19 protein-coding genes are annotated in these 25005 nt (G+C 65.6%); 9 read left to right on the top strand and 10 right to left on the bottom strand.

Annotated elements, in window-relative coordinates; translation table 11 throughout:
- Positions 1-180 precede the first annotated feature (180 nt).
- Positions 181-2511 carry a PAS domain-containing sensor histidine kinase gene (locus JQ591_RS00965; RefSeq protein WP_211394169.1) on the top strand — a complete coding sequence of 777 codons (2331 nt, stop codon included), beginning with the start codon at positions 181-183 and terminating at the stop codon, positions 2509-2511.
- Between the two features lie 3 nt (positions 2512-2514).
- Here the strand turns inward: JQ591_RS00965 and JQ591_RS00960 are convergent, their stop codons facing one another.
- A complete protein-coding gene (locus tag JQ591_RS00960) occupies positions 2515-3408 on the bottom strand; it encodes a LysR family transcriptional regulator (RefSeq protein WP_007593359.1) in 894 nt (297 codons plus the stop codon).
- A gap of 223 nt (positions 3409-3631) precedes the next feature.
- Between JQ591_RS00960 and JQ591_RS00955 the strand changes: the two genes are divergently transcribed.
- The 5 genes from JQ591_RS00955 to JQ591_RS00935 are packed head-to-tail and all read left to right on the top strand — an operon-like array spanning position 3632 to position 9609.
- A complete protein-coding gene (locus tag JQ591_RS00955; RefSeq protein ID WP_211394168.1) occupies positions 3632-4108 on the top strand; it encodes a formate dehydrogenase subunit gamma in 477 nt (158 codons plus the stop codon).
- A complete protein-coding gene (locus JQ591_RS00950) occupies positions 4105-5661 on the top strand; it encodes a formate dehydrogenase beta subunit (RefSeq protein WP_211394167.1) in 1557 nt (518 codons plus the stop codon). The genes JQ591_RS00955 and JQ591_RS00950 overlap by 4 nt, the downstream gene beginning before the upstream one ends.
- Before the next feature lie 10 nt (positions 5662-5671).
- Positions 5672-8557, top strand: a complete 2886-nt coding sequence (fdhF, locus tag JQ591_RS00945) for a formate dehydrogenase subunit alpha (RefSeq protein WP_211394166.1) — start codon at positions 5672-5674, stop codon at positions 8555-8557.
- Between the two features lie 4 nt (positions 8558-8561).
- Positions 8562-9389, top strand: coding sequence for a formate dehydrogenase accessory sulfurtransferase FdhD (fdhD, locus tag JQ591_RS00940; RefSeq protein ID WP_211394165.1), 828 nt, complete (start codon positions 8562-8564; stop codon positions 9387-9389).
- Positions 9379-9609, top strand: a complete 231-nt coding sequence (locus tag JQ591_RS00935; RefSeq protein WP_211394164.1) for a formate dehydrogenase subunit delta — start codon at positions 9379-9381, stop codon at positions 9607-9609. The genes fdhD and JQ591_RS00935 overlap by 11 nt, the downstream gene beginning before the upstream one ends.
- Positions 9610-9665: 56 nt before the next feature.
- Here JQ591_RS00935 and JQ591_RS00930 read toward each other — a convergent pair whose 3' ends face one another.
- Positions 9666-10229 (bottom strand): TetR/AcrR family transcriptional regulator, encoded by a 564-nt coding sequence (locus JQ591_RS00930; RefSeq protein WP_211394163.1) that lies wholly within the window; start codon positions 10227-10229, stop codon positions 9666-9668.
- 108 nt (positions 10230-10337) lie between these two features.
- Here JQ591_RS00930 and JQ591_RS00925 point away from each other — a divergent pair, with 108 nt between their 5' ends.
- The 3 genes from JQ591_RS00925 (at position 10338) to JQ591_RS00915 (ending at position 13227) form a co-directional block, all read left to right on the top strand.
- A complete protein-coding gene (locus JQ591_RS00925; protein ID WP_211394162.1) occupies positions 10338-11126 on the top strand; it encodes an SDR family NAD(P)-dependent oxidoreductase in 789 nt (262 codons plus the stop codon).
- Positions 11127-11186: 60 nt separating this feature from the next.
- Positions 11187-12290: an alkene reductase gene (locus tag JQ591_RS00920; RefSeq protein WP_211394161.1), complete on the top strand. Its 1104-nt coding sequence runs from the start codon at positions 11187-11189 to the stop codon at positions 12288-12290.
- Between the two features lie 85 nt (positions 12291-12375).
- On the top strand, positions 12376-13227 hold the full coding sequence (locus JQ591_RS00915; protein ID WP_211394160.1) for an alpha/beta fold hydrolase: 852 nt from the start codon (positions 12376-12378) through the stop codon (positions 13225-13227).
- Between the two features lie 91 nt (positions 13228-13318).
- Here JQ591_RS00915 and JQ591_RS00910 read toward each other — a convergent pair whose 3' ends face one another.
- The 8 genes from JQ591_RS00910 to ccmE form a co-directional block, all read right to left on the bottom strand.
- The gene (locus JQ591_RS00910; RefSeq protein ID WP_211394159.1) at positions 13319-16294 is read right to left on the bottom strand and encodes a bifunctional [glutamine synthetase] adenylyltransferase/[glutamine synthetase]-adenylyl-L-tyrosine phosphorylase; all 2976 of its coding nucleotides are present in this window, start codon (positions 16292-16294) and stop codon (positions 13319-13321) included.
- Positions 16291-17751 carry a sensor histidine kinase gene (locus tag JQ591_RS00905; protein WP_211394158.1) on the bottom strand — a complete coding sequence of 487 codons (1461 nt, stop codon included), beginning with the start codon at positions 17749-17751 and terminating at the stop codon, positions 16291-16293. Before JQ591_RS00905 ends, JQ591_RS00910 begins: the two co-directional genes overlap by 4 nt.
- Entirely contained in the window at positions 17735-18415 is a 681-nt protein-coding gene (locus JQ591_RS00900) for a response regulator transcription factor (RefSeq protein WP_035969420.1), read from the bottom strand. The genes JQ591_RS00905 and JQ591_RS00900 overlap by 17 nt, the downstream gene beginning before the upstream one ends.
- Positions 18416-18702: 287 nt before the next feature.
- Complete coding sequence (locus JQ591_RS00895) at positions 18703-20289, bottom strand: Do family serine endopeptidase (protein ID WP_211394157.1); 1587 nt, start codon at positions 20287-20289, stop codon at positions 18703-18705.
- 222 nt (positions 20290-20511) lie between these two features.
- On the bottom strand, positions 20512-21855 hold the full coding sequence (locus JQ591_RS00890) for a methyl-accepting chemotaxis protein (RefSeq protein ID WP_211394156.1): 1344 nt from the start codon (positions 21853-21855) through the stop codon (positions 20512-20514).
- 171 nt (positions 21856-22026) lie between these two features.
- Positions 22027-22506: a cytochrome c-type biogenesis protein gene (locus JQ591_RS00885; RefSeq protein WP_211394155.1), complete on the bottom strand. Its 480-nt coding sequence runs from the start codon at positions 22504-22506 to the stop codon at positions 22027-22029.
- A 4-nt stretch (positions 22507-22510) separates the two neighbouring features.
- The gene (locus tag JQ591_RS00880) at positions 22511-24493 is read right to left on the bottom strand and encodes a heme lyase CcmF/NrfE family subunit (RefSeq protein ID WP_211394154.1); all 1983 of its coding nucleotides are present in this window, start codon (positions 24491-24493) and stop codon (positions 22511-22513) included.
- Positions 24490-24999 (bottom strand): cytochrome c maturation protein CcmE, encoded by a 510-nt coding sequence (ccmE, locus tag JQ591_RS00875; protein WP_211394153.1) that lies wholly within the window; start codon positions 24997-24999, stop codon positions 24490-24492. Before ccmE ends, JQ591_RS00880 begins: the two co-directional genes overlap by 4 nt.
- Positions 25000-25005: the final 6 nt, after the last annotated feature.

The following is a 25005-nucleotide window of genomic DNA, read 5'->3' as shown; positions in this document are numbered from 1 at the left end:
CACGTAAGTTTGCGGACGCGCGACGCGCAAACTGCGCGTTGGATAAGAATAAATTCGCGTTAACGATTCGTTGACTCTCGACAGCCCGCGAAAACTGGATTCAAATCGACCATGATTCGGAAGCGATGTGGGGCTGCTTCCGAACTCAAGTTGCAAGCAGGTTTCCAGGGGGCTTTAGGCATGTCGCGTGCAGACGCCGCGAACGCGTGCGTCCAATCCGATTCGATCAAGGGATTGGCGCAATCGATCGCGAAACCTGCCTATCATCGGCTCCTGATCGCGGAGCCGGCGCTACGCCGCGCCGTGCCGACGCTCATCATCGCGTTCCTGATCACGATCTGCCTCGGCGCGTTCGTGCAGGTCGTCGACCAGACGCGCCAGAAGCGACTGGTGATCCGCCACGACATCTCGGCGCTCGCCGACCTGCTGGCCGAGCGCATCGACCGCCTCACCTCCGCGCGACAGGAGCGGCTCAAGAACATCGAGAGCCTGCAGGCGCTGCTGCCCGATCTCATTCCGTCCTGGGGCACCGCCTCGGGCCGCCACGTCATCGTCACCTCGGCCGGCATCGACCGACGCATCCTCGCCCGCATCCCGGTCGACAGCGATCCCGCGGGCAACGACCGCCTGCTCGACGCGATCACGACGGCGCAACTGATGGCGGCGCCGCCGCACGACGGCAACATCTCCGACCTGACGCTGCCGAACGGCAACGCCGCGATGGCGACCTCGCGGCAGATCAAGTCGCTGCCCGGCTTCGTCACCGTGATCCAGGAGCGCAACGAGCCGATCTGGGGCTCTGACGCCGCGCTGTCGGTGACGCTGTCGGCCACCACCGGCTTCGTCGTCCTGATCCTCGGCTTCGCCTTCCACTGGCAGTCCACCCGTGCCCGCGAGGGCGACCTGATCAACGACGCCGTGCGCGGCCGGATCGACACCGCGCTCAACCGCGGCCGCTGCGGGCTGTGGGACTGGGACCTGTCGCGCGGCCGCATCTTCTGGTCGCAGTCGATGTTTTCGATGCTCGGCCTCGACGGCCGCAACGAGCTCCTCACCTTCGGCGAGGTCAACGCGCTGGTGAAGTCCGACGACATCGACCTGTTCGAGATCGCCGACCAGCTCATCTCCGAGAAGATCGACCACATCGACCAGACCTTCCGCATGCAGCATGTCGACGGCCACTGGATCTGGCTCCGCGTCCGCTGCGAAAAGACCAGCGGCGCGACCGACTCCAGCGTTCACCTGATCGGGATCGCCGTCGACATCACCGAGCAGAAGAGCCTCGCCGAGCGGACCGTGGAAGCCGATTTGCGCCTGCGCGACGCGATCGAGACCATTCCCGAAGCCTTCGTTCTGTGGGACGCGAGCGACCGCCTGGTGCTCTGCAATTCGCACTTCCAGCGCCTGCACAAGCTGCCCGACTCCGCCGTCATCCCCGGCACCTCCTACGAGACCGTGCTCGAAGTCGGCCGCATGCCCGAGGTCCGCACCCGGCACAACGAGACCGCGAGCCAGGGCCCCGGCGCGCGCACCTTCGAGGCGCAGCTCGACGACGGCAGCTGGTTGCACATCAGCGAGCGCCGCACCAAGGACGGCGGCTACGTCTCGGTCGGCACCGACATCACCCGCATCAAGGAGCACGAGCAGAAGCTGGTCGACAACGATCTGCGCCTGCGCGCCACCGTCATCGACCTCAAGCGCTCGCAGGCAGCCCTGGAGCGCCAGGCGGGCGAACTGGCCGATCTCGCCGAGAAATACCAGCGCGAGAAGACCCGCGCCGAGGAAGCAAACCAGACCAAGTCGAAATTCCTCGCCAATATGAGCCACGAGCTGCGCACGCCGCTGAACGCGATCATCGGCTTCTCCGAGATCATGGGCTCGGGCATGTTCGGCGAACTCGGCTCGGAGAAGTACCAGGAATACTGCCACGACATCCTGACCAGCGGGCATTACCTGCTCGAAGTCATCAACGACATCCTCGACATGTCCAAGATCGAGGCCGGCCGCATGAAGCTCGACATGGAAGAGCTCGACCTGGCGCAGACGCTGGCGGAATCCCTGCGGGTCGTCACCGGACGGGCGCAGGACAAGCACCTGACGCTCGACGCCGACATCGCAAAATCTATCTCCGTCGTCGCCGACCGCCGCGCCACCAAGCAGATCATCGTCAACCTGCTCTCCAACGCGGTGAAGTTCACGCCCGACGGCGGACGCATCGTGGTGCGCAGCCGGCAGCTCGACGACAGGATCGTGCTGATGATCGCCGACACCGGCATCGGCATCGCGCCGCATTCGCTGGCGCGGCTGGGCCGCCCCTTCGAGCAGGTCGAGAGCCAGCTCACCAAGACCTATCACGGCTCGGGACTGGGGCTTGCGATCGCCCGATCGCTGGCGCAGCTCCACGGCGGCTCGATGCGGCTGCGCTCCAAGCTCGAAGTCGGTACCGTCGTGCGCGTGACCCTGCCGCGCGACGCGATCAAGGCGGCGTCCGGGATATCGGCCGCGGCCTGAACGCTACGATTGCAGCGACGGCGCGACTTCCCGCGCCACATTGACCAGCGCCGCGATCAGCGGCGTCATCGGATCACGCTGTGGGATCACCATGCCGATGCTGTAATTGACGTCGGGATCGGTGATCGGGATCGAGCGCACCGTATCTGAAAGGCCGAGCGTCTCGGCGAGCTTGGCCGGCATCACGCTGGCCCAGCGCCCCGTCTTCACATGCGTGAACAGCACGAGCAGCGAATTCGAGGTCAAGGTCGGCGTCGCCTCCGCCCCGACCGAACGCAACGCGCGGTCGATGATGCGGCGGTTCTGCATGTCGGGCGTGAGCAGGCACAGCGGCACCTGCCCGACCTCCTTCCACGTCACCGTCTCGCGATCGCCGAACATTCCATCCGGCGCGGTGAGCAGGCGATAGCTCTCGTTGTAGAGCGGAATGGTGCGCACCTTGCCGATCGGCTCGTTCTCGATATAGGTCAGCCCCGCATCCACCTCGAGATTCTCGAGCAGCCCCAGTACCTCGGACGAGGTGGTGGACCGGATACTGAAGCGCACCTCGGGATGCCTGGCGCGGAACGGCGTCGTCAGCGCGGCGACCATGCCCAGCACGGTCGGGATCGCGGCAATACGGATCTCGCCGGAGAGCTGATGCTTCAGCCCGTTGATCTCGTCACGCATCGCGCGGGCATCACCCACGATCCGCCGCGCCCAATCCAGCGCCCGCTCGCCTTCCGGTGTAAAACCCTGGAAGCGGGAGCCGCGCTGGACCAGCATCACGCCGAGGATCTCCTCGAGCTGCTTGAGCCCGGTCGACATCGTCGGTTGCGTCACGCCGCACATCTCGGCGGCCCGGCCGAAATGCCGCTCCTTCGCCAGCGCCAGCAGCAGTTCAAGCTTGTCGAGCAACCGATCATCCCCTCGGATTGTGTGGTGGCATACAAGCTAGCATGCCCGCCCCCTCCCAACACGCAAAAACCGCCCGGCAGACGGTTTCAATTGCAGTTTCAAATCAATCAATTGCCATCGCAAATCGATCGGAAAACGCAATCGCAGCATGAGACAGCTTTATTGATCTTCGAACGATTCCAAATAGTTTGCGGTCAGCGGACGCTCTGGTTGAGAACGAAGAATGACAGCGGTTTACGAACCTTGGGACGAAACGCGCGGCGCCGAGATCATCGCCGAACACAGCGAGCAGGAAGGCGCGACGCTGGTGATCCTGCACGCGCTCCAGGAGGCGTTCGGCTACGTGCCGGAGGCAGCCATTCCCATGGTGGCGCAGGCGCTCAATCTGTCGCGCGCCGAAGTGCATGGCGTGTTCACGTTCTACCATGATTTCCGCCACAAGCCGGCCGGCCGCCATGTGCTGAAACTCTGCCGCGCGGAGGCCTGTCAGGCGGCGGGCGGCGACGCGCTTGCTGCGCGTGCCGAGGCGAAGCTCGGCGTGTCGCTCGGCAGCACCACGGCCGATGACCGCGTCACGCTGGAGCCGATCTACTGCCTCGGACTGTGCGCGACCGCGCCGTCCGCGATGCTCGACGGCCGGCTCATCGGCCGGCTCGACGAGAAGCGGATCGATGCGCTTGTTGCGGAGGCGCAGCGATGAAGATGCGGATATTCGTCCCCCGCGATGCCGCTGCAATCGCTGTCGGCGCCCATGACGTGGCCACGGCGCTCGAACAGGCCGCGGCGCAGCGCGGCCTGCCGATCGAGATCATCAGGACAGGCTCGCGCGGGCTTTGCTGGCTGGAGCCGATGATCGAGGTGGCGACCCCCGGCGGCCGCGTCGCCTACGGCCCGGTCGGCCCGGAGGATGCTGCCTCCGTGTTCGATTCGATGGCGAGCAATGGATCCCACCCCCTGCGGCTTGGCGCCGCGGACGAGATCCCCTGGCTCAAGCGCCAGACCCGCCTCACCTTCACGCGCTGCGGCGTGATCGACCCGCGCTCGCTCGATGACTACCGCGCCCATGGCGGCTACAAGGGCCTCGAACGCGCGCTGTCGCTCGGCTCGGAAGCGATCCTCAATGAAGTGACGGCGTCCGGCCTGCGCGGCCGCGGCGGCGCGGGCTTCCCGACCGGCATCAAGTGGAAGACGGTCGCGCAGGCGAAGGCCGACCGCAAGTTCATCGTCTGCAACGCCGACGAAGGCGACAGCGGCACCTTCGCCGACCGCATGATCATGGAAGGCGATCCGTTCCTCGTCATCGAGGGCATGACGACCGCCGGCATCACCGTCGGCGCGACCAAGGGCTACATCTACATCCGCAGCGAATATCCGCACGCGGTCGAGGCGATGAACGCGGCCATCGTGGCAGCGAAGCGCGACGGCTATCTCGGCGCGAACATCGGCGGCTCCACGCACGGATTCGACCTCGAAGTGCGGGTCGGCGCCGGCGCTTACGTTTGCGGCGAAGAGACCTCGCTGCTGGAAAGCCTCGAAGGCCGCCGTGGCCTCGTGCGCGCAAAGCCGCCGCTGCCCGCCCATCACGGCCTGTTCGGCAAGCCGACCGTCATCAACAACGTGCTGTCGTTCGCCGCCATCCCCTTCATCCTGGCCGAAGGCGCCAAGGCCTATGCCGATTTCGGCATGGGTCGCTCGCGCGGTACGATGCCGATCCAGCTCGCCGGCAACATTCGCCAAGGCGGCCTGTTCGAGACGGCGTTCGGCGTGACGCTCGGCGAACTCGTCGACGACATCGGCGGCGGCACGTTCACGGGCCGCCCGGTCCGCGCGGTGCAGGTCGGCGGTCCCTTGGGCGCCTACTTCCCGCGCGCGCTGTTCGACACGCCGTTCGACTACGAGGCTTTCGCCGCGCGCGACGGCCTGATCGGCCATGGCGGTATCGTCGTGTTCGACGACAGCGTCGACATGCGCAAGCAGGCGCGTTTCGCCATGGAATTCTGCGCCATCGAATCCTGCGGCAAGTGCACGCCGTGCCGGATCGGCTCGACCCGCGGCGTCGAGACCATCGAGAAGATCATCAACGGCGAGCGCGTGAGCGAAAACCTCGCACTCGTCGAAGACCTCTGCAACACCATGAAATTCGGCTCGCTCTGCGCGCTCGGCGGCTTCACGCCCTACCCTGTGCTCAGCGCATTGAAGCACTTCCGGGAGGATTTCGTCCTGGCCCCGACCACGCTTCAGGCCGCGGAATAGGAGAACGACAATGTCTCTGATCGAAGAAATCGACTTCGGCACGCCGCGCTCGAAATCGGAAACGATGGTGACGCTGACCATCGACGGCAACCAGGTCACGGTGCCCGAGGGCACCTCGATCATGCGGGCGGCGATGGACGCCGGCCACCAGATCCCAAAGCTCTGCGCGACCGACATGGTCGATGCGTTCGGCTCGTGCCGCCTTTGCGTCGTCGAGATCGAAGGCCGCGCCGGCACGCCGGCCTCCTGTACCACGCCCGTCATGTCCGGCCTCGTCGTGCACACCCAGAGCGAGCGGCTGAAGAAGCTGCGCAAGGGCGTGATGGAGCTCTACATCTCCGACCATCCGCTCGACTGCCTCACCTGCGGCGCCAACGGCGACTGCGAGTTGCAGGACATGGCGGGCGCCGTGGGCCTGCGCGACGTGCGCTACGGCTATGAAGGCGAGAATCACGTCTTCGCCAAGACACCTGGCAAATCCAATGGCGAGATCAACGCCGCCTGGATGCCGAAGGACGAGTCCAATCCCTATTTCACCTACGATCCCTCAAAGTGCATCGTCTGCTCGCGCTGCGTCCGCGCCTGCGAGGAGGTGCAAGGCACCTTCGCGCTGACGATCTCCGGCCGCGGCTTCGACAGCCGCGTCTCGCCCGGCATGAGCGAGAGCTTCCTCGGCTCCGAATGCGTCTCCTGCGGCGCCTGCGTGCAGGCCTGCCCGACCGCGACGCTGACCGAGAAATCCGTGATCGAGATCGGCCAGCCCGAACACTCGGTCGTCACCACCTGCGCCTATTGCGGTGTCGGCTGCGCCTTCAAGGCCGAGATGCGCGGCGAGGAAGTCGTCCGCATGGTGCCGTACAAGGACGGCAAGGCCAATCGCGGCCATTCCTGCGTCAAGGGCCGCTTCGCCTGGGGTTACACCAACCACAAGGAGCGCATCCTCAATCCGATGATCCGCGAGCGGATCGAGGATCCCTGGCGCGAAGTGTCGTGGGACGAGGCATTCTCGTTTGCCGCCGACAGGATGCGCGGCATCCAGAAGAAATACGGCCGCGACGCCATCGGTGGCATCACCTCGTCCCGCTGCACCAATGAAGAAACCTATCTGGTGCAGAAGCTGATCCGCGCCGGCTTCGGCAACAACAATGTCGACACCTGCGCCCGCGTCTGCCACTCCCCGACCGGCTATGGCCTCTCGACCACGTTCGGTACCTCTGCCGGCACGCAGGATTTCGACTCGGTCGAGGACACCGACGTCGTCGCTGTCATCGGGGCCAACCCCGCTTCGGCCCACCCGGTGTTCGCCTCCCGCCTGAAGAAGCGGCTGCGCCAGGGCGCCAAGCTGATCGTGATCGATCCGCGCCGCACCGAGATGGTGGAATCGCCGCACGTGAAGGCGCTGCACCTGCCGCTGATGCCCGGCACCAACGTTGCGGTGATGACGGCGCTGGCGCATGTGATCGTCACCGAAGGCCTCGTCGACGAGGCCTTCGTGCGCGAGCGTTGCGACTGGAGCGAGTTCGAGGAATGGGCGGCCTTCGTTGCCCAGCCGAGCAACAGCCCGGAAGCCACCGCCATCGTCACCGGCGTTGATCCGAAGGATCTGCGCGAAGCAGCCCGCGTCTACGCCACCGGCGGCAACGGCGCGATCTATTACGGACTCGGCGTCACCGAGCACAGCCAGGGCTCGACCACCGTGATCGCGATCGCCAACCTCGCGATGGCCACGGGCAATATCGGTCGTCCCGGCGTCGGCGTAAATCCGCTGCGCGGCCAGAACAACGTGCAGGGCTCCTGCGACATGGGCTCGTTCCCGCACGAGCTCCCCGGCTACCGCCACATCTCGGGCGATGCCGTGCGTGACCAGTTCGAGGCGCTGTGGAACGTCAAGCTAAACCCCGAGCCGGGCCTGCGCATTCCCAACATGTTCGACGCCGCGGTCGAAGGCACGTTCATGGGGATCTACGTGCAGGGCGAGGACATCCTGCAATCCGATCCCAACACCAAGCATGTGGTGGCGGCACTCTCCGCGATGGAATGCGTCATCGTCCATGACCTCTTCCTGAACGAGACCGCGAACTATGCCCATGTGTTCCTGCCGGGCTCCAGCTTCCTCGAGAAGGACGGCACCTTCACCAACGCCGAGCGCCGCATCCAGCGCGTCCGCAAGGTGATGACGCCGAAGAACGGCCTCGCCGACTGGGAGATCACCATCGGCCTCGCCAGGGCCATGGGCTTCGAGATGAACTACAGCCATCCTTCCGAGATCATGGACGAGATCGCGGCGCTGACCCCGACCTTCGCCGGCGTCTCCTATTCCAAGCTCGACGAGTTCGGCTCGGTGCAGTGGCCCTGCAACGAGAAGGCGCCCGAGGGCACGCCGGTGATGCATATCGACGGTTTCGTCCGCGGCAAGGGCAAGTTCGTCATCACCGAATATGTCGCGACCGACGAGCGCACCGGCCCGCGCTATCCGCTGCTGCTCACCACGGGCCGCATCCTCAGCCAGTACAATGTCGGCGCGCAGACCCGGCGCACCGAGAACGTGGTCTGGCATGCCGAGGATCGGCTGGAGATCCATCCGCACGATGCCGAACAGCGCGGCGTGCGCGACGGTGACTGGGTGCGGCTGAAGAGCCGCGCCGGCGAGACCACGCTGCGTGCGGAGATCACCGATCGCGTCGCGCCGGGCGTCGTCTACACCACGTTCCACCATCCGGACACGCAGGCCAACGTCATCACGACCGACTATTCGGATTGGGCGACCAACTGCCCCGAATACAAGGTCACGGCGGTGCAGATATCACCGTCGAACGGCCCGTCCGACTGGCAGAAGGCCTACGACGCGCAGGCGCGGCATTCCCGCCGCATCGCGCCGGCCGAGGCCGCGGAGTAGCGGCATGCACCTGCCGGTCCAGGCCATCGACCGCGAGATCTGGCGCGACGGCGTCGCGTCCGAAGGAACGCGGCTGATCCCGGAGGAGACGCCGCTGGCGCTGACCTACAATGGCGGCACCTACGCCGTCATGATGGGAACGCCGCAGAACCTCGAGGACTTCGCGGTCGGCTTCAGCCTGGATGAAGGCATCATCAAATCCGTCGATGACATCAAGTCGCTCGAAATGGTCCGCCTCGACGATGGCATCGAGCTGCGCATGTGGCTGGCCTCGGAAGATGCCGCGCGCATCGGCGAGCGCCGCCGCCACATCGCCGGCCCGACCGGCTGCGGCATTTGCGGCATCGACTCGATTGCCGAAGCGGTGCGGCCTGCGGCCGTCGTGCCGCAGGGACAGACGTTCACGCCCGAGCAGGTCATGGCGGCGATGCAGACCATCGCACCACTGCAATCGATAAATTTGCAAACCCGCGCCGTTCACGCCGCCGCGTTCTGGTCGCCTGCCGGCGGTATCGTCGCGCTGCGCGAGGATGTCGGCCGCCACAACGCGCTCGACAAGCTCGCCGGTTCGCTGGCGCGCAGCCGCACGGCCGCAAGCGGCGGCATCGTGCTGCTGACGAGCCGCGTCTCGGTCGAGATGGTGCAGAAGACCGCCGCCATCGGCGCGCCGGTGATGGTCGCCGTCTCTGCGCCGACCGCGCTCGCGGTGCGCACCGCGGAGGCCGCCGGCATCACGCTGATTGCCATTGCCCGCCAGGACGGATTCGAAGTGTTTTCGCATGGCGGCCGGGTTGTCGCCCGTCATGCCACGGAGGTTGCCGATGTCGCCTGACCGCCTGATCTACATGGCCAACCAGATCGGCACGTTCTTCCGGAGCCAGGGCCACGACAAGGCCGTACCGGGGATCGCCGACCACATCAAGAAGTTCTGGGATCCGCGGATGAAGCGCGCGATCTTCGCCCATCTCGATGCTGGCGGCGCGGGCCTGGAGCCGAACGTGCGGGAGGCGCTCACCTCGCTGAAGCCGGCCAGGCAGACTGAGATCTCGTGAACAACGGCCGGTCCGCCTTGCGATCGGAAGCAACGGGCCGCTCGGCGCCATAGCATTCATGTAGCGGACGCCCGGTCGATCCCGGCATCGACCCAGGCACGTGTCTGTTCCAGCACCTCATCCGAAAGCGCGGGATCGTCGATCGCGCGGGCGAGGATCACCGCGCCCACCATCGCCGCCCAGCTTCCGATCGCCACGCGGCGTTTGTCTGCCGCATCTACCTTCCAGAGCGCCTCGCCGATACGATCGATCTGCGATCGAAGGGCTTCCGTCATGGCCGCGCGTGCAGCCGGACTCTGATGGCGAATGGCGGCGACAAGGCCCGCGGTCGGGCAACCGCCGGCGGCGTCGTCGCGGTGACGGGGCGCAAGATAGGCGTCCACATAAGCGCGAAAATCGCCGCCTCCGTCCGCGTCGAGGACGAGGGCGTGGGCAAGGGTCTGCGCGATGAGGTCGTCCTTCGAAACGAAATGGCCATAGAAGCCGCCGTGCGTGAGCCCGGCGGCTTTCATCACCTCCGCCACACTAACCGCCTCGAAGCCCTTGTCGCGAAACAGTCGGCTGGCAACCTCCAGAATCCGGCGACGATTCTCCGACATCTGTTCTCGACTGACCTTCATTTCAAAATTCTCCGCCGGCCCCATTGACACTTACATGATGGTCATCATATATAACATTATTCATGACGATCGTCATGAATATATTTTCATTGAGAAAAGAGCAATGCCATGACTGTCGTTCCCTCCGTTCTCGTCACCGGCGCCTCCACCGGCATCGGAGCCGCCTATGCCGAGCGCTTCGCGCGCCGCGGACACGACCTCGTGCTGGTTGCCCGTGACAGGGCACGAATGGAGGCTCTGGCGGCCCGTCTGCGTCAGGAAAATGGCGTGGCGATCGACATCATCCAGGCCGACCTTACACAGCCCGCCGAGCTCGCCACGGTCGAGGCGAGGCTGCGCGACGACGCCCGCATTGGGATCCTCATCAACAATGCCGGAACGGCGATCGGCGGAAGCTTTATCGAGCAGAGCACGGATGACGTGACGCGGCTCGTTGCGCTCAACACGACCGCACTTCTGCGGCTTGCCAGCGCCATGGCCCCGCGTCTTGCGAAGGCAGGCGAAGGAGCGATCGTCAACATCGGCTCCGTGGTCGGCTTGGCGCCGGAATTCGGCATGACGGTCTACGGCGCAACCAAAGCCTTCGTGCTTTTTCTGTCGCAGGGGCTGAGTCTTGAGCTCGCTCCGAAGGGTGTGTACGTCCAAGCCGTGCTTCCCGCCACGACGCGAACGGAGATCTGGGGCCACGTCGGCGCCGACATCAACACGCTTTCCAACGTGATGGAGGTGAACGATCTGGTCGATGCGGCGCTGGTCGGCTTCGACCGCCGCGAAGCGGTGACGATCCCGCCGCTTCCCGATGCCGGGCAGTGGGACGCGCTTCAGGCCGCGCGCCAGGCAATGCTTCCGAACTATCGGAACGAACATCCCGCCGAGCGATACCGCACGGTCGCCTGAGCACCAGCGAAGCCATTTCGATAATGACCCCGCCGCGGCGGCGACAAACCAAGGTGACCGATGACGAGCAAAACGCTGTTTGAGCCTTATCTTCTCGGCTCGCTGCCCCTTTCCAACCGGATCGTCATGGCGCCGCTGACGCGCAATCGCGCTGGGCCGAGCTTCGTTCCCGGCGCTCTCGCCGCCGAGTATTACGGCCAGCGTGCGTCGGCGGGCCTGCTGATTTCCGAGGCCACGCAGATCTCGCAACAGGGACAGGGTTACCAGGACACGCCCGGCATATACTCCCAGGCTCAGATCGACGGCTGGCGCAAGGTCACGACCGCCGTTCACGCCAAGGGAGGGCGGATTTTCCTCCAGCTCTGGCATGTCGGCCGCGTATCGCATGTCGACCTGCAAGACAACGGCGCCGCGCCCGTGGCCCCCTCGCCGATCCGCGCTCGGACCAAGACGTTCGTCCACAACGCCTTTGTTGAGGTCTCAGAGCCCCGTGCGCTGACGCTCGATGAGCTTCCGGGGATCGTGAGCGATTTCCGACAGGCGGCAGCGAACGCCATTGCGGCCGGCTTCGATGGCGTCGAAATTCACGGCGCCAATGGCTATTTGCTCGACCAATTCGTCAAGGACGGCGCCAATGTCCGCACCGATGCCTATGGCGGATCGGTCGAGAACCGCGCCCGGCTGATGCTGGAGGTTACGGCTGCGGTCGTCGAAGAGATCGGCGCCGGCCGCACCGGAATCCGGATCTCGCCCGTATCGCCCGCCAATGGCGTTTCGAGCAGTGATCCTCAGACCCAGTTCGAGTACATCGTCGATCAACTCGACGCCTTGGGCATCGTCTACATCCATGTCGTCGAAGGCGCCACGGGCGGATCGCGCGATGTCGCACCGTTCGACTTCGGATCGCTGCGTCGACGGTTCAACAACACGTATATTGCAAACAACGGCTACAACCTCGAACTCGCAGCTTCGCGTCTCTCCGAGGGTAAGGCAGATCTGTTCGCCTTCGGCCGACCCTTCATAGCCAATCCCGACCTCGTGGACAGACTGAAGACCAGCGCGACGCTGGCGGAGTTCAACCCGGCGACGCTCTATGGCGGTGGCTCCGCCGGCTATACCGACTATCCCACCATCGCAGCCGCAAGCCACCCTGAGCCATCATGAAGGCCTTCATGCCTTGGCTTACGTCGAGACGGGTCGCTCCAGAGGCAAGGTCGTCGTCAAGATCCGGTAGGCGAGGAGCGTGACCATGCTGCAAACTGGCAAGACAACCAACTGGATCGACGCGCCGACCAGGTGTGTTGACGTTGCAGGGACAAGGTTCGTCTACCGGCAGCTCGGACCTGCGGCCGGTGTCCCGGTGATCCTGCTGAATCACTGGGGTGCCGTCTTGGATAATTTCGATCCACGCATCGTCGACGGTCTCGCCGCCGCGGGGCCGGTGATTGCCGTCGACTATCGGGGTGTCGGCGCATCGGACGGCAAGGCGCCGCTCACGGTGGCAGAAATGGCAGAGGACGCGATCGCCTTCATCCGCGCGCTTGGCATCAGGCAAGTCGATCTTCTCGGCTTCTCGCTTGGCGGCTTTGTGGCTCAGGAGATCGTGCTGAGAGCGCCCGACCTCGTTCGCAAGGTTATCCTCACCGGCACCGGCCCGGCAGGGGGCGAAGGCATCTCGAATGTCGGGGCTGTGTCCTGGCCGCTCATCATCAAGGGTATGCTGACGTTCCGCGATCCCAAATTCTACCTCTTCTTCACCTCGACCGCGAATGGTCGCCGCGCCGCAAAAGCCTTCCTGGAACGGCTGAAGGAACGCAAGGCGGACCGCGACAGGCCGATCACTATCGCTGCGTTCCTGAGGCAACTCAAAGCGATCAAGGCTTGGGGGACGCAGGCGCAGCAGGATCTTGGTGCAATCCGGAAGCCTGTCCTGGTGGCAAACGGCGACTGCGACAAGATGGTGCCCAGCAGCAATTCGACCGACTTGGCGCGCCGCCTGCCCAATGCCGAACTTGTCCTCTACAAGGACGCCGGGCACGGTGGCATCTTCCAGTATCACGAAGCCTTCGTGAGCAGAGCGCTGGAGTTCCTCGCGCGCTGATGCAGGTTCATGCGTCCGGCGCGCAAGCAGACATGACGCGCTCGACCGATCTAGCGGTTCGTCCCGGTTGCCGAGCGTCGCCTCCACGAGGCTACGGCCTGGTTGGCTCCAGCAGCGCCCTGAAGACGCGGCGCACCTCGCTCTGCGTCTCCTTCACCCGCGCCTCCAGCGAGGAGAAATCCGGCGCGTCGCCGGCGCGTGCCATCACGCGCAGGAGGTCGGTGCCCGCGGTTTCCGGCTTGAAGCGGTCGTTGACGCAGAGCCGCAGGATCTGCGTCAGGTCGTGATACAGCCGCGCCGCGGCACGCAATGTCTCGGTCTCCGATTGTGCGAGCACGCCGAGCCTGGATGCATTTTCCAGCACCTGCGTGGTGCCGACATCGAGAATCTCCGGCTTCTCGTGAGCATGCACGAGCTGGAGATATTGCGCGATGAAGTCGATGTCGACCATGCCGCCGGCGGCATATTTGAGATCCCAGCAATCGGCCTCGCCCTTCTCCTGGGCGATCGCGCGCCGCATGTCGGCAACATCGTTGGCGGTGGTTGCTGAATCGCGGCGGCGGGTCAGGACATCGCGGACGACGCGCTCAATCCGTTCCCGGAATTCCGGCGAAGCCGACACGACCCGCGCGCGTGTCAGCGCCATGTGCTCCCAGGTCCAGGCCTCGTTGGCCTGGTAGTCCGCGAACGAGACGAGGCTCGATGCCACAGGGCCGGCACGCCCCGAGGGACGCAGCCGCATGTCGATCTCGTAAAGCACGCCGTAATTGGTGCGCGTCGTGAACGCGCTGATCAGGCGCTGGGTGAAGCGGGCGAAGTAATGCGCGCCCTGCAGTGACTTCGCACCGTCAGAGTCCGGATTGTCGCTGTCGAAATCGTAAAGCAGGATCAGGTCGAGATCGGACGACGCGGTCATCTCGCGGCTGCCGAGCCGGCCCATCGCGATGATCGCGGTCTCCTGCCCCTTGATCCGGCCGTGCTGGGCGGCGAAGCGGTCGGCGACGAGGCCATGCACGGTATGGACGATGCCCTCGGCGACGTCGGCAAAGGCGGTGCTCGCCTGCTGCGCCGAGACCGTTCCCGAGAGAATGCGCGTGCCGATCAGGAACAGGCTCTCCTGACCGAACAGGCGCAGGCGGTCGAGGAACTCTTCGTAAGAGCCCGCGTCCTGCACGGTGGCTGCAAGCCGCCCCGACAATTCCTGCCGGTCGGGCATCGCACCGAAGAAGCGCGGATCGATCAGCCCGTCCATGAGCTGCGGCTGCCGCGCCAGCATCTCGCCGAGCCGGGGCGCCGCGCCCAGCACCAGGGCCACGAGCGCGACGAGATCACGGTTCTGGCCGAGCAACGTGATCAGCCGGCCGCCGCGCTGAAGCGCCCCCAGGAAATGGTCGAACGCCACGACGGCCCGATCCGGCTCCTCGGCATGAGCGAGACCGTCGATCAGGGCCGGCACGAATTCGACGAATGCGCTTCGCGTCGCCTCATTGCGGAACACGCGGTAGTCGCCGGTGATCCAGTCACGCACGGTCTGCGCGACGGCGGCAGGCTTCTTGAAGCCGAGCGTCGCCAGGTACTGAAGCAGCCGCGGATCGTCGGGACCCGCACTGTAGTCGAGCGCCGGCAGCTTGGCCGTGCCGGTCGGATCGTCGCCCTCGAACAGTTTTTCGTAGTGGCCCTGGACGATCTCGAGCTGGCGCAAGAGGTCGCGGGCAAAGGCCTCGCGATCCGGATAGCCGAAGAACCAGGCGAAACGCTCGACCGCCTCCTTATCCTCGGGCAGCGTGTGGGTCTGCTCGTCGGCGATCATCTGGAGGCGATGCTCGACCCGGCGCAGGAATTGGTACGCCGTGGTCAGTTCGTCGCGCGCCGCGACCGTGATCCAGTTGCTGGAAGCAAGCACGCCGAGCGCGGCGAGCGTCGGCCGCACGCGCAGCTCGGGATGCCGGCCGCCGGCGATCAATTGCTGGGTCTGGGCGAAGAACTCGATCTCGCGGATTCCCCCGCGCCCGACCTTCACGTTATGCCCTTCGACCGCAACCTCGCTCTGGCCGCGATAGGTCTGCATCTGCCGCTTCATGTCGTGAACGTCGGCAAGCGCGGCGAAGTCGAGATGCTTGCGCCAGACGAAGGGCGCGATCTCCGCGAGCAGCGCCTCGCCCGCCCTGGGATCGCCGGCGCAGGCTCGCGCCTTGATCATCGCGGCGCGCTCCCAGGTACGCCCTTCCCGCTCGTAATAGTTCAGCGCGGCGTCGCGCGAAATCGCCACCTGCGTCGAGGATGGATCGGGACGCAGGCGCAGATCGACGCGGAAGACGTAGCCGTCGTAAGTGCGCTGCTGGAGAATGCGTGCCATCCCCTGCGTCACCCTCACGAAGAATGGCTGGGGTTCGATATCCGCGGCAAGGGTCGTGTTGTCGGGATCGAAGAACACGATGAGATCGATGTCGCTGGAATAGTTGAGCTCGCCTGCGCCCATCTTGCCCATCGCAAGCACGATCAGCCCGCAGCCCTCCTCCGGCGCCTCGGGATTGGGCGGCGAGAGCTTGCCGCGTGCGGCTTCCTGCCGCAGGAGGTACTGAAGCGCCGCCTGCACCGAGGACACCGCGACATCGGTGAGCGCTGCGGTCACCCGCATCACCGGCCAGACCCCGCCGATGTCGCACAGCGCGGTCAGGAGCGCGGCCTCCGCCTTCATGCGTCGGAGCAGCCGCATCACCTCGGCTTCGTCGGATGCCGCGAGCACCGCGCCGCTCGCCTCCGCGACAAGCGTGGCGAGATGCGCATCCGGATCGCATTCCAGCAGCCGGATCAGGCGCTGGGGATCAGCGCGCACCAGCTCGAACAGGTAAGGCGAGAATTCCGAGATGCCGGCCAGGATGTCCCGCGCGAAGGGATGAGCCAGCAGCGCTTCAAGACGGGCGGATTGCGCGGGCTCGAGCTCGGCCAGCCAGCTTTCAAAACGTCCTTGGTCGGTGACGGAAGCGGCAATATGGGGAGCCTCCGCGAAGCGTGCGGCCAGGCTCTCGCCATGCTTGTCCGCGTTTCCCGGCGCGGAGTGGTTCATGCCACCTTCTGTGGCACATCCTGCATTGGCGGAGCAACCCTGTCGCCGGCCCCCGCGCGCGCCGGCAGCACCAGCGTGGCGACGAGACCGGGCTGGGCGTCACCCAACCTCAACTCACCGCCATGCAATGTCGCGACCGCCGAGGCGAGACTGAGGCCGAGACCGGATCCAGGCAGCGTGCGGCTCGCTTCCAGCCGCACAAATCGTTCCACGACGTGCTTGCGGTCGGCTTCGGGGATGCCGGGACCGCGATCGGTGACGCTGAGCAGCACCTGATCGCCCTCGCGCCTCGATTCGATCGTGATCTGCCTGCTGTCCATGCTGACCACGGTTCCCGCCGACGGCGCGACCGGCTTGCCGTATTTGATCGCATTCTCGACAAGATTGGCCAGGGCCTGGCTGATCAATTCGCGGTTGGCGTGAACCGGCGTCGGCTCGCACCTGACCTTCAAGGTCATGCCGTCGTCTTCGGCCAGCGGCTCGTAGAGCTCGTGAATGCCGCCCGCGACATCGGCGGCGTCGAAATCATCCATGTTGCCGCGCGCCTGCCCGGACTCGGCGCGCGCGATCATCAGCAGCGCGTTGAAGGTGCGGATCAGGCCGTCGGATTCCTCGATGGTCCGCTCCAGCGCGGCACGGTAATCGGCTTCGCTGCCCGATTTCGCCAGCGCCTCCTCGGCGCGGTTGCGCAGGCGCGTCAGCGGCGTCTTGAGGTCGTGGGCGATGTTGTCGGAGACCTCCTTCAGCCCCGCCATCAGCGCCTCGATCCGCTCAAGCATGGCGTTGAGGTTTTCCGCAAGACGATCGAGCTCGTCGCCGCTGCGCCCCACCGGCAGGCGCCCGCTGAGATCGCCGGTCATGATGCGCTGCGCGGTGCCGGTCATGGCGTCGATGCGCGTGAGCACGCGGCGCGCCACGAAGATGCCGCCGCCGAGGCCAAGCACCACGACGATCAGGACCGACCATTGCGCTGCCTTGGCGACGATGCCGAAGAGGCGCCGCCGCTCGGCGAGGTCGCGGCCGATCAGGAGCCGGAAGCCGTTTTCCAATTCGGTGACGCGCACGAGCGCGCGATGGTCGCGGTCATCCGCGTCCTCGATCCGGCGATAGGCGGTCTCCGTCCAGCCAAACGTCGCCATCACGCCCGGCGCCAGCGAGCCGACATTGCCGGCGATCGCCTGCCCGGTCGGCGTGGTCACGAGGTAGAGGTTGGCGCCCGGCCGCAGCGCGCGGTATTCGATCGCGCGCACCAGGCGGACCAGGCCACCGCGCCCGTAGATCTCATTGATCTCCGAGGTCTCGGCATTCACCGTCTGCGTGATCTCTTCGGTGATCAGCCGCCGCGTGTTCCAGGCGAAATAGCCAAGCAGCGACGCTGCGAAAATCGCAAACAGGAACAGGTAGACCAGCGTCAGCCGGAATGCCGTGGTGCGGACGAGTTTACCGAATGCCGTCACGGATCATGTACCCGGCGCCGCGAATGGTGTGCAGCAGCGGCCGCTCGAAACCCTTGTCGATCTTGGAGCGCAGCCGCGAAATGTGCACGTCGATCACGTTGGTCTGCGGATCGAAATGATAATCCCAGACGTTCTCCAGCAGCATGGTGCGGGTCACCACCTGGCCCGCATGCTTCATCAAATATTCGAGCAGGCGGAATTCGCGCGGCTGGAGCGTCAGCTCGTCCTTGCCGCGGGCGACGCGATGGGAGAGCCGGTCGAGTTCGAGATCGCCGACACGATAGAGCGTGTCCTCGGCCGGACCGCCGCGGCGGCGCGACAGCACCTCGACGCGGGCCAGCAGCTCGGCGAAGGAATAGGGCTTTGGCAGGTAGTCGTCGCCGCCGGCGCGCAGGCCCTTGATGCGGTCGTCGACCTGGCCGAGCGCGGAGAGAATCAGCACCGGCGTCGAATCGTCCTTGTCCCGGAGCGCGCCGATCACCGACAGGCCGTCGCGCTTGGGCAGCATGCGGTCGACCACCAGCACGTCGTAATCGCCGTTCTCGGCCATGGCGAGGCCTTCCTCGCCGTCGGCGGCGTGGTCGGCAATGTGCCCGACCTCGCGAAACGCCTTCACGAGGTAGTCGGCGGATTCGCGGTCGTCTTCAATGATGAGGAGGCGCATCGTGCGTTCGGCGGCGGTCAAGGGGTCAACCTTCTCTCAACATGGCGCGAGCGGCAATCGCATGCAAGCCAAGCAAATGGGACTTCGTCGAGTACCTGGGTCGGCAAAAAAGGCGGGCGGTGAAGCTGGGGGGACCTCACCGCCCTAGGCCTTCCGACGGAGGGGGGCGTATTTCCACCGGAAGGTAGGCTGGGGAAGCGAACATTACGCTGCTCCCCCGAAGGGCGTCGGCGGCGGGGGCGACTGATGCCACCGACCCCCCTCATCTCTTGTCGTCTCCTGGCCCCTCAGCCCTTGGCGAGGGGGATTGCGACGAAGCGCGACTGGCCGCCGCTCTTCACGCGCATCAGGACGCTGTTCTTGTTGTCGGTCCGCGCCGTGTTGATGGCGTCGCGGACGTCGCCGGCGGTGCTCACGCTCTTGCCGCCGACTTCGAGAATCACGTCGCCTTCCTTGAAGCCGCGTTCGGCAGCGGCGCTCTTCGGATCGACTTCGGTGACCACGACACCTTCCTTGCCGGCGCCGGCCACGGAGTCGGCGGGCGCGACGGTCATGCCGAGCTTGGGCACGTCGGTGCCGCGGCTCGCACTCTTGCCGCTGTCCTTGTCGGTGTCGGCCTTGGCCTCGACCGTGTTCGGCAGCTGGCCGAGCGTCAGGTTCACGACCTTGTCCTGGCCCTTGTGCAGCACGTTGAGCTTCACGGTCGCGCCGGGCGCCAGGCCGCCAATGGTGCGGGCGAGCTCGCGGGCGTCCTTGACGGCTTCGCCGTTGACCGACGTGATCACATCACCGGACTCGATGCCGGCCTTGGCCGCCGGACCATTCGCCTGCGGCTCCGCCACCAGCGCGCCTTCGGCCTTCTTCATGCCGAGGCTGTCGGCGATGTCGGATGTCACCGGCTGGATCTGCACGCCGATCCAGCCGCGGCTGACCGAGCCCTTGTCCTTGAGCTGCGCCACCACGGTCTTCACCGTGCTGGCGGGAATCGAGAACGCGATGCCGACGCTGCCGCCGGAGGGCGAGTAGATCGCGGTGTTGACGCCCATCACTTCGCCGTTGGTGTCGAAGGCGGGACCGCCGGAATTGCCCTTGTTCACGGGCGCGTCGATCTGGATGAAATCATCATAGGGGCCATTGCCGATGTCGCGGCCGCTGGCTGAGACGATGCCCGCGGTCACGGTGCCGCCCAGACCGAAGGGGTTGCCGACCGCGAGCACCCAGTCGCCGATCCGCGGCTTGCCGTCGGCAAGCTTCGCGAACGGGAAGTTCGAGCTGCCCTCGACCTTGATCAAGGCGAGGTCGGTGCGCTGGTCGGTACCGATCACCTTGGCGGTGTAGGTCTTGCCGTCGTCGGTCGTGACCTCGACCTTGTCGGCGCCGTCGACCACGTGGTTGTTGGTCACGGCAAAGCCATCAGCCGAGATGAAGAAGCCGGAGCCCTGGCCCTGCACGACGCGGCCGCGACCACCACCACCGCCCTTCTGGCCCGGAAAACCATCCGGACCGCCAAAGCGGCGGAAGAAGCGCTCCATCGGCGAGCCAGGCTGGAACGGCGACTGCGCGTCATCGCCGTCATCGTTGCTCGCGGTCTTTTCCTTGATGTTGACCTTCACCGAGATCACCGACGGCTTCACGCGCTCGACGATGTCGGCGAAACCGATCGGGCGTTCGACCTTGCGGACCTCGTTGTTGACCTGTGCATGCGCCGGGCTCGAGAACAGGTCGGCCGGCGAGGTCGACGGGCCGAAGCCGTAGACGGCGGCACTGAGGCCGGCGACGACCGAGGCCATCAGCGCGATCTTGCGGGCCGAGAAAATCGACCGGCGGGGCTGCCGGTAGGACGGAAGGTTCGAGAGGTCGGGACGGTCGGTCATGCAGAGATCTCCAGGGCCTTGAAATCGATTTGGCGCCTGATGGCGGCACCTTACGAACCTGAAGATGGGGGCTGCCGCCTTACCGTGCGCTGGCGGCGGGGTTAAACTTTTGTAATGAACGGGGAATGTGGATGCGGCAGTTTATCGCAGATCGAAAGTCGTGGTCTTACAGGAACTTAAACGAGTTCCTGTGACGGCGCGGAAGTGCCTTTTTCAAAGCTCTCAGCTCGCCCTCACACTGACGATGAACTCGTCGACCTCGCGTTTCAAAGTCTCGGCCTGCTGCGACAGGTCGACCGCGGAATCGCGCGCCTCGGCGGCCATTCGGCCGGTCTCGGCGGACGTCGAGGTGATCTGCACGATGTGATTGGAGACGTCGAGCGTGCCGCGCGCGGCGTCCTTGGCGCTGCGCGTGATCTCCTGCGTGGCGGTGCGCTGCTGGGCGGTGTCGATCTCGATGCCGGACATGATGGACGAGATCTCCGACAACGTCTGCGAGATGCCGTCGATCGCGCCGCGCGTCTGTGCGGTGATGCCCTGGATGCTGGCGACGTGGGACGTGATCTCCTCCGTCGCCTTGCTGGTCTGGTGCGCCAGATTCTTCACCTCGGAGGCGACCACGGCAAACCCCTTGCCGGCTTCGCCAGCCCGCGCCGCCTCGATGGTGGCGTTGAGCGCAAGCAAATTGGTCTGCGATGCGATCGCCTGCACGAGCTGCACGACCTCGCCGATCTTGTCGGCAGCGTCCGACAGCGTGTGGATGGTGTCGCGGCTCTTCTCGGCCTGCGTCGCCGCGCCCTCGGCGCGCTGGGTCGCGTCCGTGACGCGGCGGCTGATGGTGCCGATCGAATTCGTCATCTCCTCCGCCGAGCCCGCGACCGTCTGCACGCTGCCGCTGGCCTGGCTCGCCGCGCTCGCCACGGCATTGGCCTTGGTGCTGGTGTCGTTGGCCGTCCGCGACAGCGTCTCGGCGTTGCTCTGGAGATGCACGGCCGACGATGCCACGCTGTCGACGACGCTGGCGACGAGATCGTTGAAGCGCTTGATCCGCGCATCCAGGAAATTCGACCGCTCGGCCTGGTGCTGCGCCTCGTGGAGCTGCTGCTCGGTGAGGCGCAGCCGCTCCAGGCCATTGGTCTTGAACACCTCCAATGCGCCGGCGAGCAGGCCGATCTCGTTGGTGCCGCCGAGGCCCGGAACCGATGTCTCGAACTTCTGGTCGGCGACCTCGCGCATGGCATGAACGATCGCCGTGAGGGGACTGAGGATGCCGTTGCGCACGGCAAACCAGGTGACGAGGCAGATCGCGATGGCGACAACTGCGATCACGCCGCAAGCGACGAGAAAATAGGAGAACGCAGTCTGCGCCTGCTGGTAGATCTGCATCGCGTGGTCGCGCGCGGGACCACTCAGCGCGGCGAAGTCCGACGACAGGCTGGTGATCTCGTTGTTGAGATAGAGCACCGCGACGAAGCCGGTGCCGCCTCCGATGCCCAGCAGGAACAATAATGCAGCGACGACGGCGCCGACCAGGAAGCGGATCGTCAGATTGCTGTTCGCGAACATAGCTGAGGACTCAAAGTCTGGAATCGAATCTTGCGACAAGCTTTCAGACAAAGGTCAACAGAGCATGAAACAGGCTGTGGCAGGCAGCTTACGTATCAATACGTAACCAGGCGATTTGAATTGGCCAAGGTTGAGGTAGCCAAGACTTGAGGTAGCCAAGCTTGAAGTAGCCTAAGACTTGGCTTCATCCGCCATCAATGCGGCGAGCCGCGCTTCCTCGTCGGGCGTGAGCGGCGGGGCCGGTAGGTTTGCACCGCTTCGCGAGCGCCGGCGGATTTGCAGCCACAGCGCCAGACCGCCGCCAATCAGCAGCAGCGGCGCGAGCAGCCACAACAGCATGTTCTGGCGCTCGAAGCGCGGCTTGAGCAGCACGAACTCGCCGTAGCGCGCGACCAGGAAATCGAGCACTTGCGAATTGCTGTCGCCGGCCGCGATGCGCTCGCGCACCAGGAGCCGCAAATCACGCGCGAGCGGCGCATCGGAATCGTCGATCGACTGGTTCTGGCAGACCATGCAGCGCAGCTCGCGCGACAAGTCGCGTGCACGCGACTCCCTGGCGGGGTCCGACATGATCTCGTCGGGCTGCACGGCATGCGCCGCGGGCAAGGCCAGCAGCATCAGCACGACGAACGCGGTCATCATCCGGCGCATCGGATCACTCCGCCGGCTGCAGGCGCTGCTTGGCCCGCGCCGGTTTCGGCGCGCCCACCCGCAGGCGCCGGTCCGACAGCGACAGCACGCCGCCGAACGCCATCAGCACCGGTCCCCACCAGATCAGCAGCACCAGCGGCTTGTGATAGATGCGCACCGCGATGGCGCCCTCGGCAGTGGCGTCCCCGAGAGAGACGTAGAGCTGGCTTGCGCCGCGCGTCAGCAGCGCGGCCTCGGTGGTCGACGAGCCGCGAGTGGTGAAGCTGCGCTTGGACGGCGTCATCATGCTGAGAGTCTCGCCGTCACGGCTGACGTTGAATTCGGCGATCATCTCGTGGAAGTTCGGCCCTTGACGCTGAAACAAACCGTCGAGCTTCACGTCGTAACCGGCGATATGGGCAACGTCGTTCTGTTTCATGGTCGCGATATATTCGCTGTTCCAGGTGGTCTCGCAGACGATCCCGATCAGCGCGACGCCGAGGCCGGCATGCGCAAACGCGGAGCCCCAGGCCGAGCGCGGCAAGCCGCGGGCCCGGTGCAGCGCCGTTGCAAACGGTAGCCGCACGAGGCCGGTCCGCTCCACGATATCAGTGACGGCACCGGCGATGACGAAGATGCCAAGCCCGATCGCGAGCGGCGCCAGTGTGCTGCCTCCGCTTGCCCAGCCCCAGACGATGGCGACGGCGACGAGGCCGGCAACGCCGGCCGCGAGCAGGCGTTGCGTCACGCCGAGCAGATCACCGCGTTTCCACGCCAGCAACGGCCCGAACGGCACGGCGAGCAGCAGCAGCGTGAACAGCGGAGCGAAGGTGAGGTTGTAGAACGGCGCGCCGACCGACATCTTGAAATCGGCGAGCATCTCCATCGCCAGCGGATAGAGCGTGCCGAACAGCACCACCGCGCAGGCAACCGTGAGCAGCAGATTGTTCAGCACCAGCGCGCCCTCACGCGAGATCGGCGCAAACAGGCCGCCCTGCTTCAACGAAGTCGCGCGCCCTGCGAACAGCGACAGGCTGCCGCCGATGAACAGGCAGAGAATCAGGAGAATGAACACGCCGCGGGTTGGATCGGTCGCGAAGGCATGCACCGAGGTGATGACCCCCGAGCGCACCAGGAAGGTGCCGAGCAGCGATAGCGAGAAGGTCAGGATCGACAACAGGATGGTCCAGACCTTCAGCGCGTTGCGCTTCTCCATCACCAGAGCCGAATGCAGCAGCGCGGTGCCGGCAAGCCACGGCATCAGCGAGGCGTTCTCGACCGGGTCCCAAAACCACCAGCCGCCCCAGCCCAGTTCGTAATAGGCCCAGTACGAGCCCATGGCGATGCCGAGCGTCAGGAAGATCCAGGCGACCAGCGTCCACGGCCGCACCCAGCGCGCCCAGGCCGCGTCGATCCGCCCCTCCAGCAGCGCCGCGATCGCGAAGGAGAACGAGATCGAGAAGCCGACATAGCCGAGATAGAGCATTGGCGGATGCACGGCGAGACCGATGTCCTGAAGCACCGGATTGAGATCGCGGCCCTCGATCGGCGGGTTGGCGATGCGCAGGAACGGGTTGGAGGTCACCAGGATGAAGAGATAGAAGGCGCTGGCGATCCACGCCTGTACGGCCAGCACATGCGCGCGCAGCGACAGCGGCAGATTGTTGCCGAAGGCCGCGACCAATCCGCCGAACAGCGCGAGGATCGACACCCACAACAGCATCGAGCCTTCATGGTTTCCCCACACGCCGGTGATCTTGTAGAGCAGCGGCTTCATGGAGTGGGAATTTTCGTAGACGTTGGCGACGGAGAAGTCCGAATTCACGTGCAGCATCACAAGCGCGATGAACGACGCACCGACGAACAGGAGCTGCGCCAGCGCAGTGGAGCGCGCCACATTCATCAGCGCGTCATCGCGCAGGCGCGCGCCGATCAGGGGCACGATGGACTGGATCAGCGCCAGTCCGAGCGCCAGCACCAGCGCGTAATGTCCTGATTCCGCGATCACCGCACTGCTCCCTGCGGATTGCCCTGCGCGGTCGTGGCCGCGGGCTTGACGCTATCGGAAGCTTTGGCACCGTAGTCATCCTTCCAGTGCCCCTGCTTCTTCAGGGCATCGGCGACGTCCTTGGGCATGTAGGTTTCGTCGTGCTTGGCGAGCACGGTATCGGCCTTGAACACGCCGTCGGCGTCGAGCGCGCCTTCGGCGACGACGCCCTGCCCTTCGCGGAACAGATCAGGCAAAATGCCCTTGAAGGCGACCGGAAGCTTTGCGCCGCCGTCGGCGACCTCGAAGGTCACTGCGAGATTGTCGCCTCGCTGGAGCGAGCCGGGCTGGACCAGGCCGCCGAGGCGAAACCGCTTGCCGGGCGCAACGTGCTTCTCGGCGACCATGGTCGGCGTCGAGAAGAACACGATGGAGTCGCGCAGTGCGTTGAGCACCAGCGCGGCCGCGAGCGCGAGCACGGCAAGCGAGCCTCCGATGATGGTCATACGTCGCTGCTTGCGCGTCATGGCGTA

It is taken from the genome of Bradyrhizobium canariense (assembly GCF_018130465.1).
In the GTDB taxonomy this organism is placed as follows: domain Bacteria; phylum Pseudomonadota; class Alphaproteobacteria; order Rhizobiales; family Xanthobacteraceae; genus Bradyrhizobium; species Bradyrhizobium canariense_C.
The sequence above is the reverse complement of the archived record's forward strand: the minus strand, read 5'-3'. Positions and strand labels throughout refer to the sequence as shown.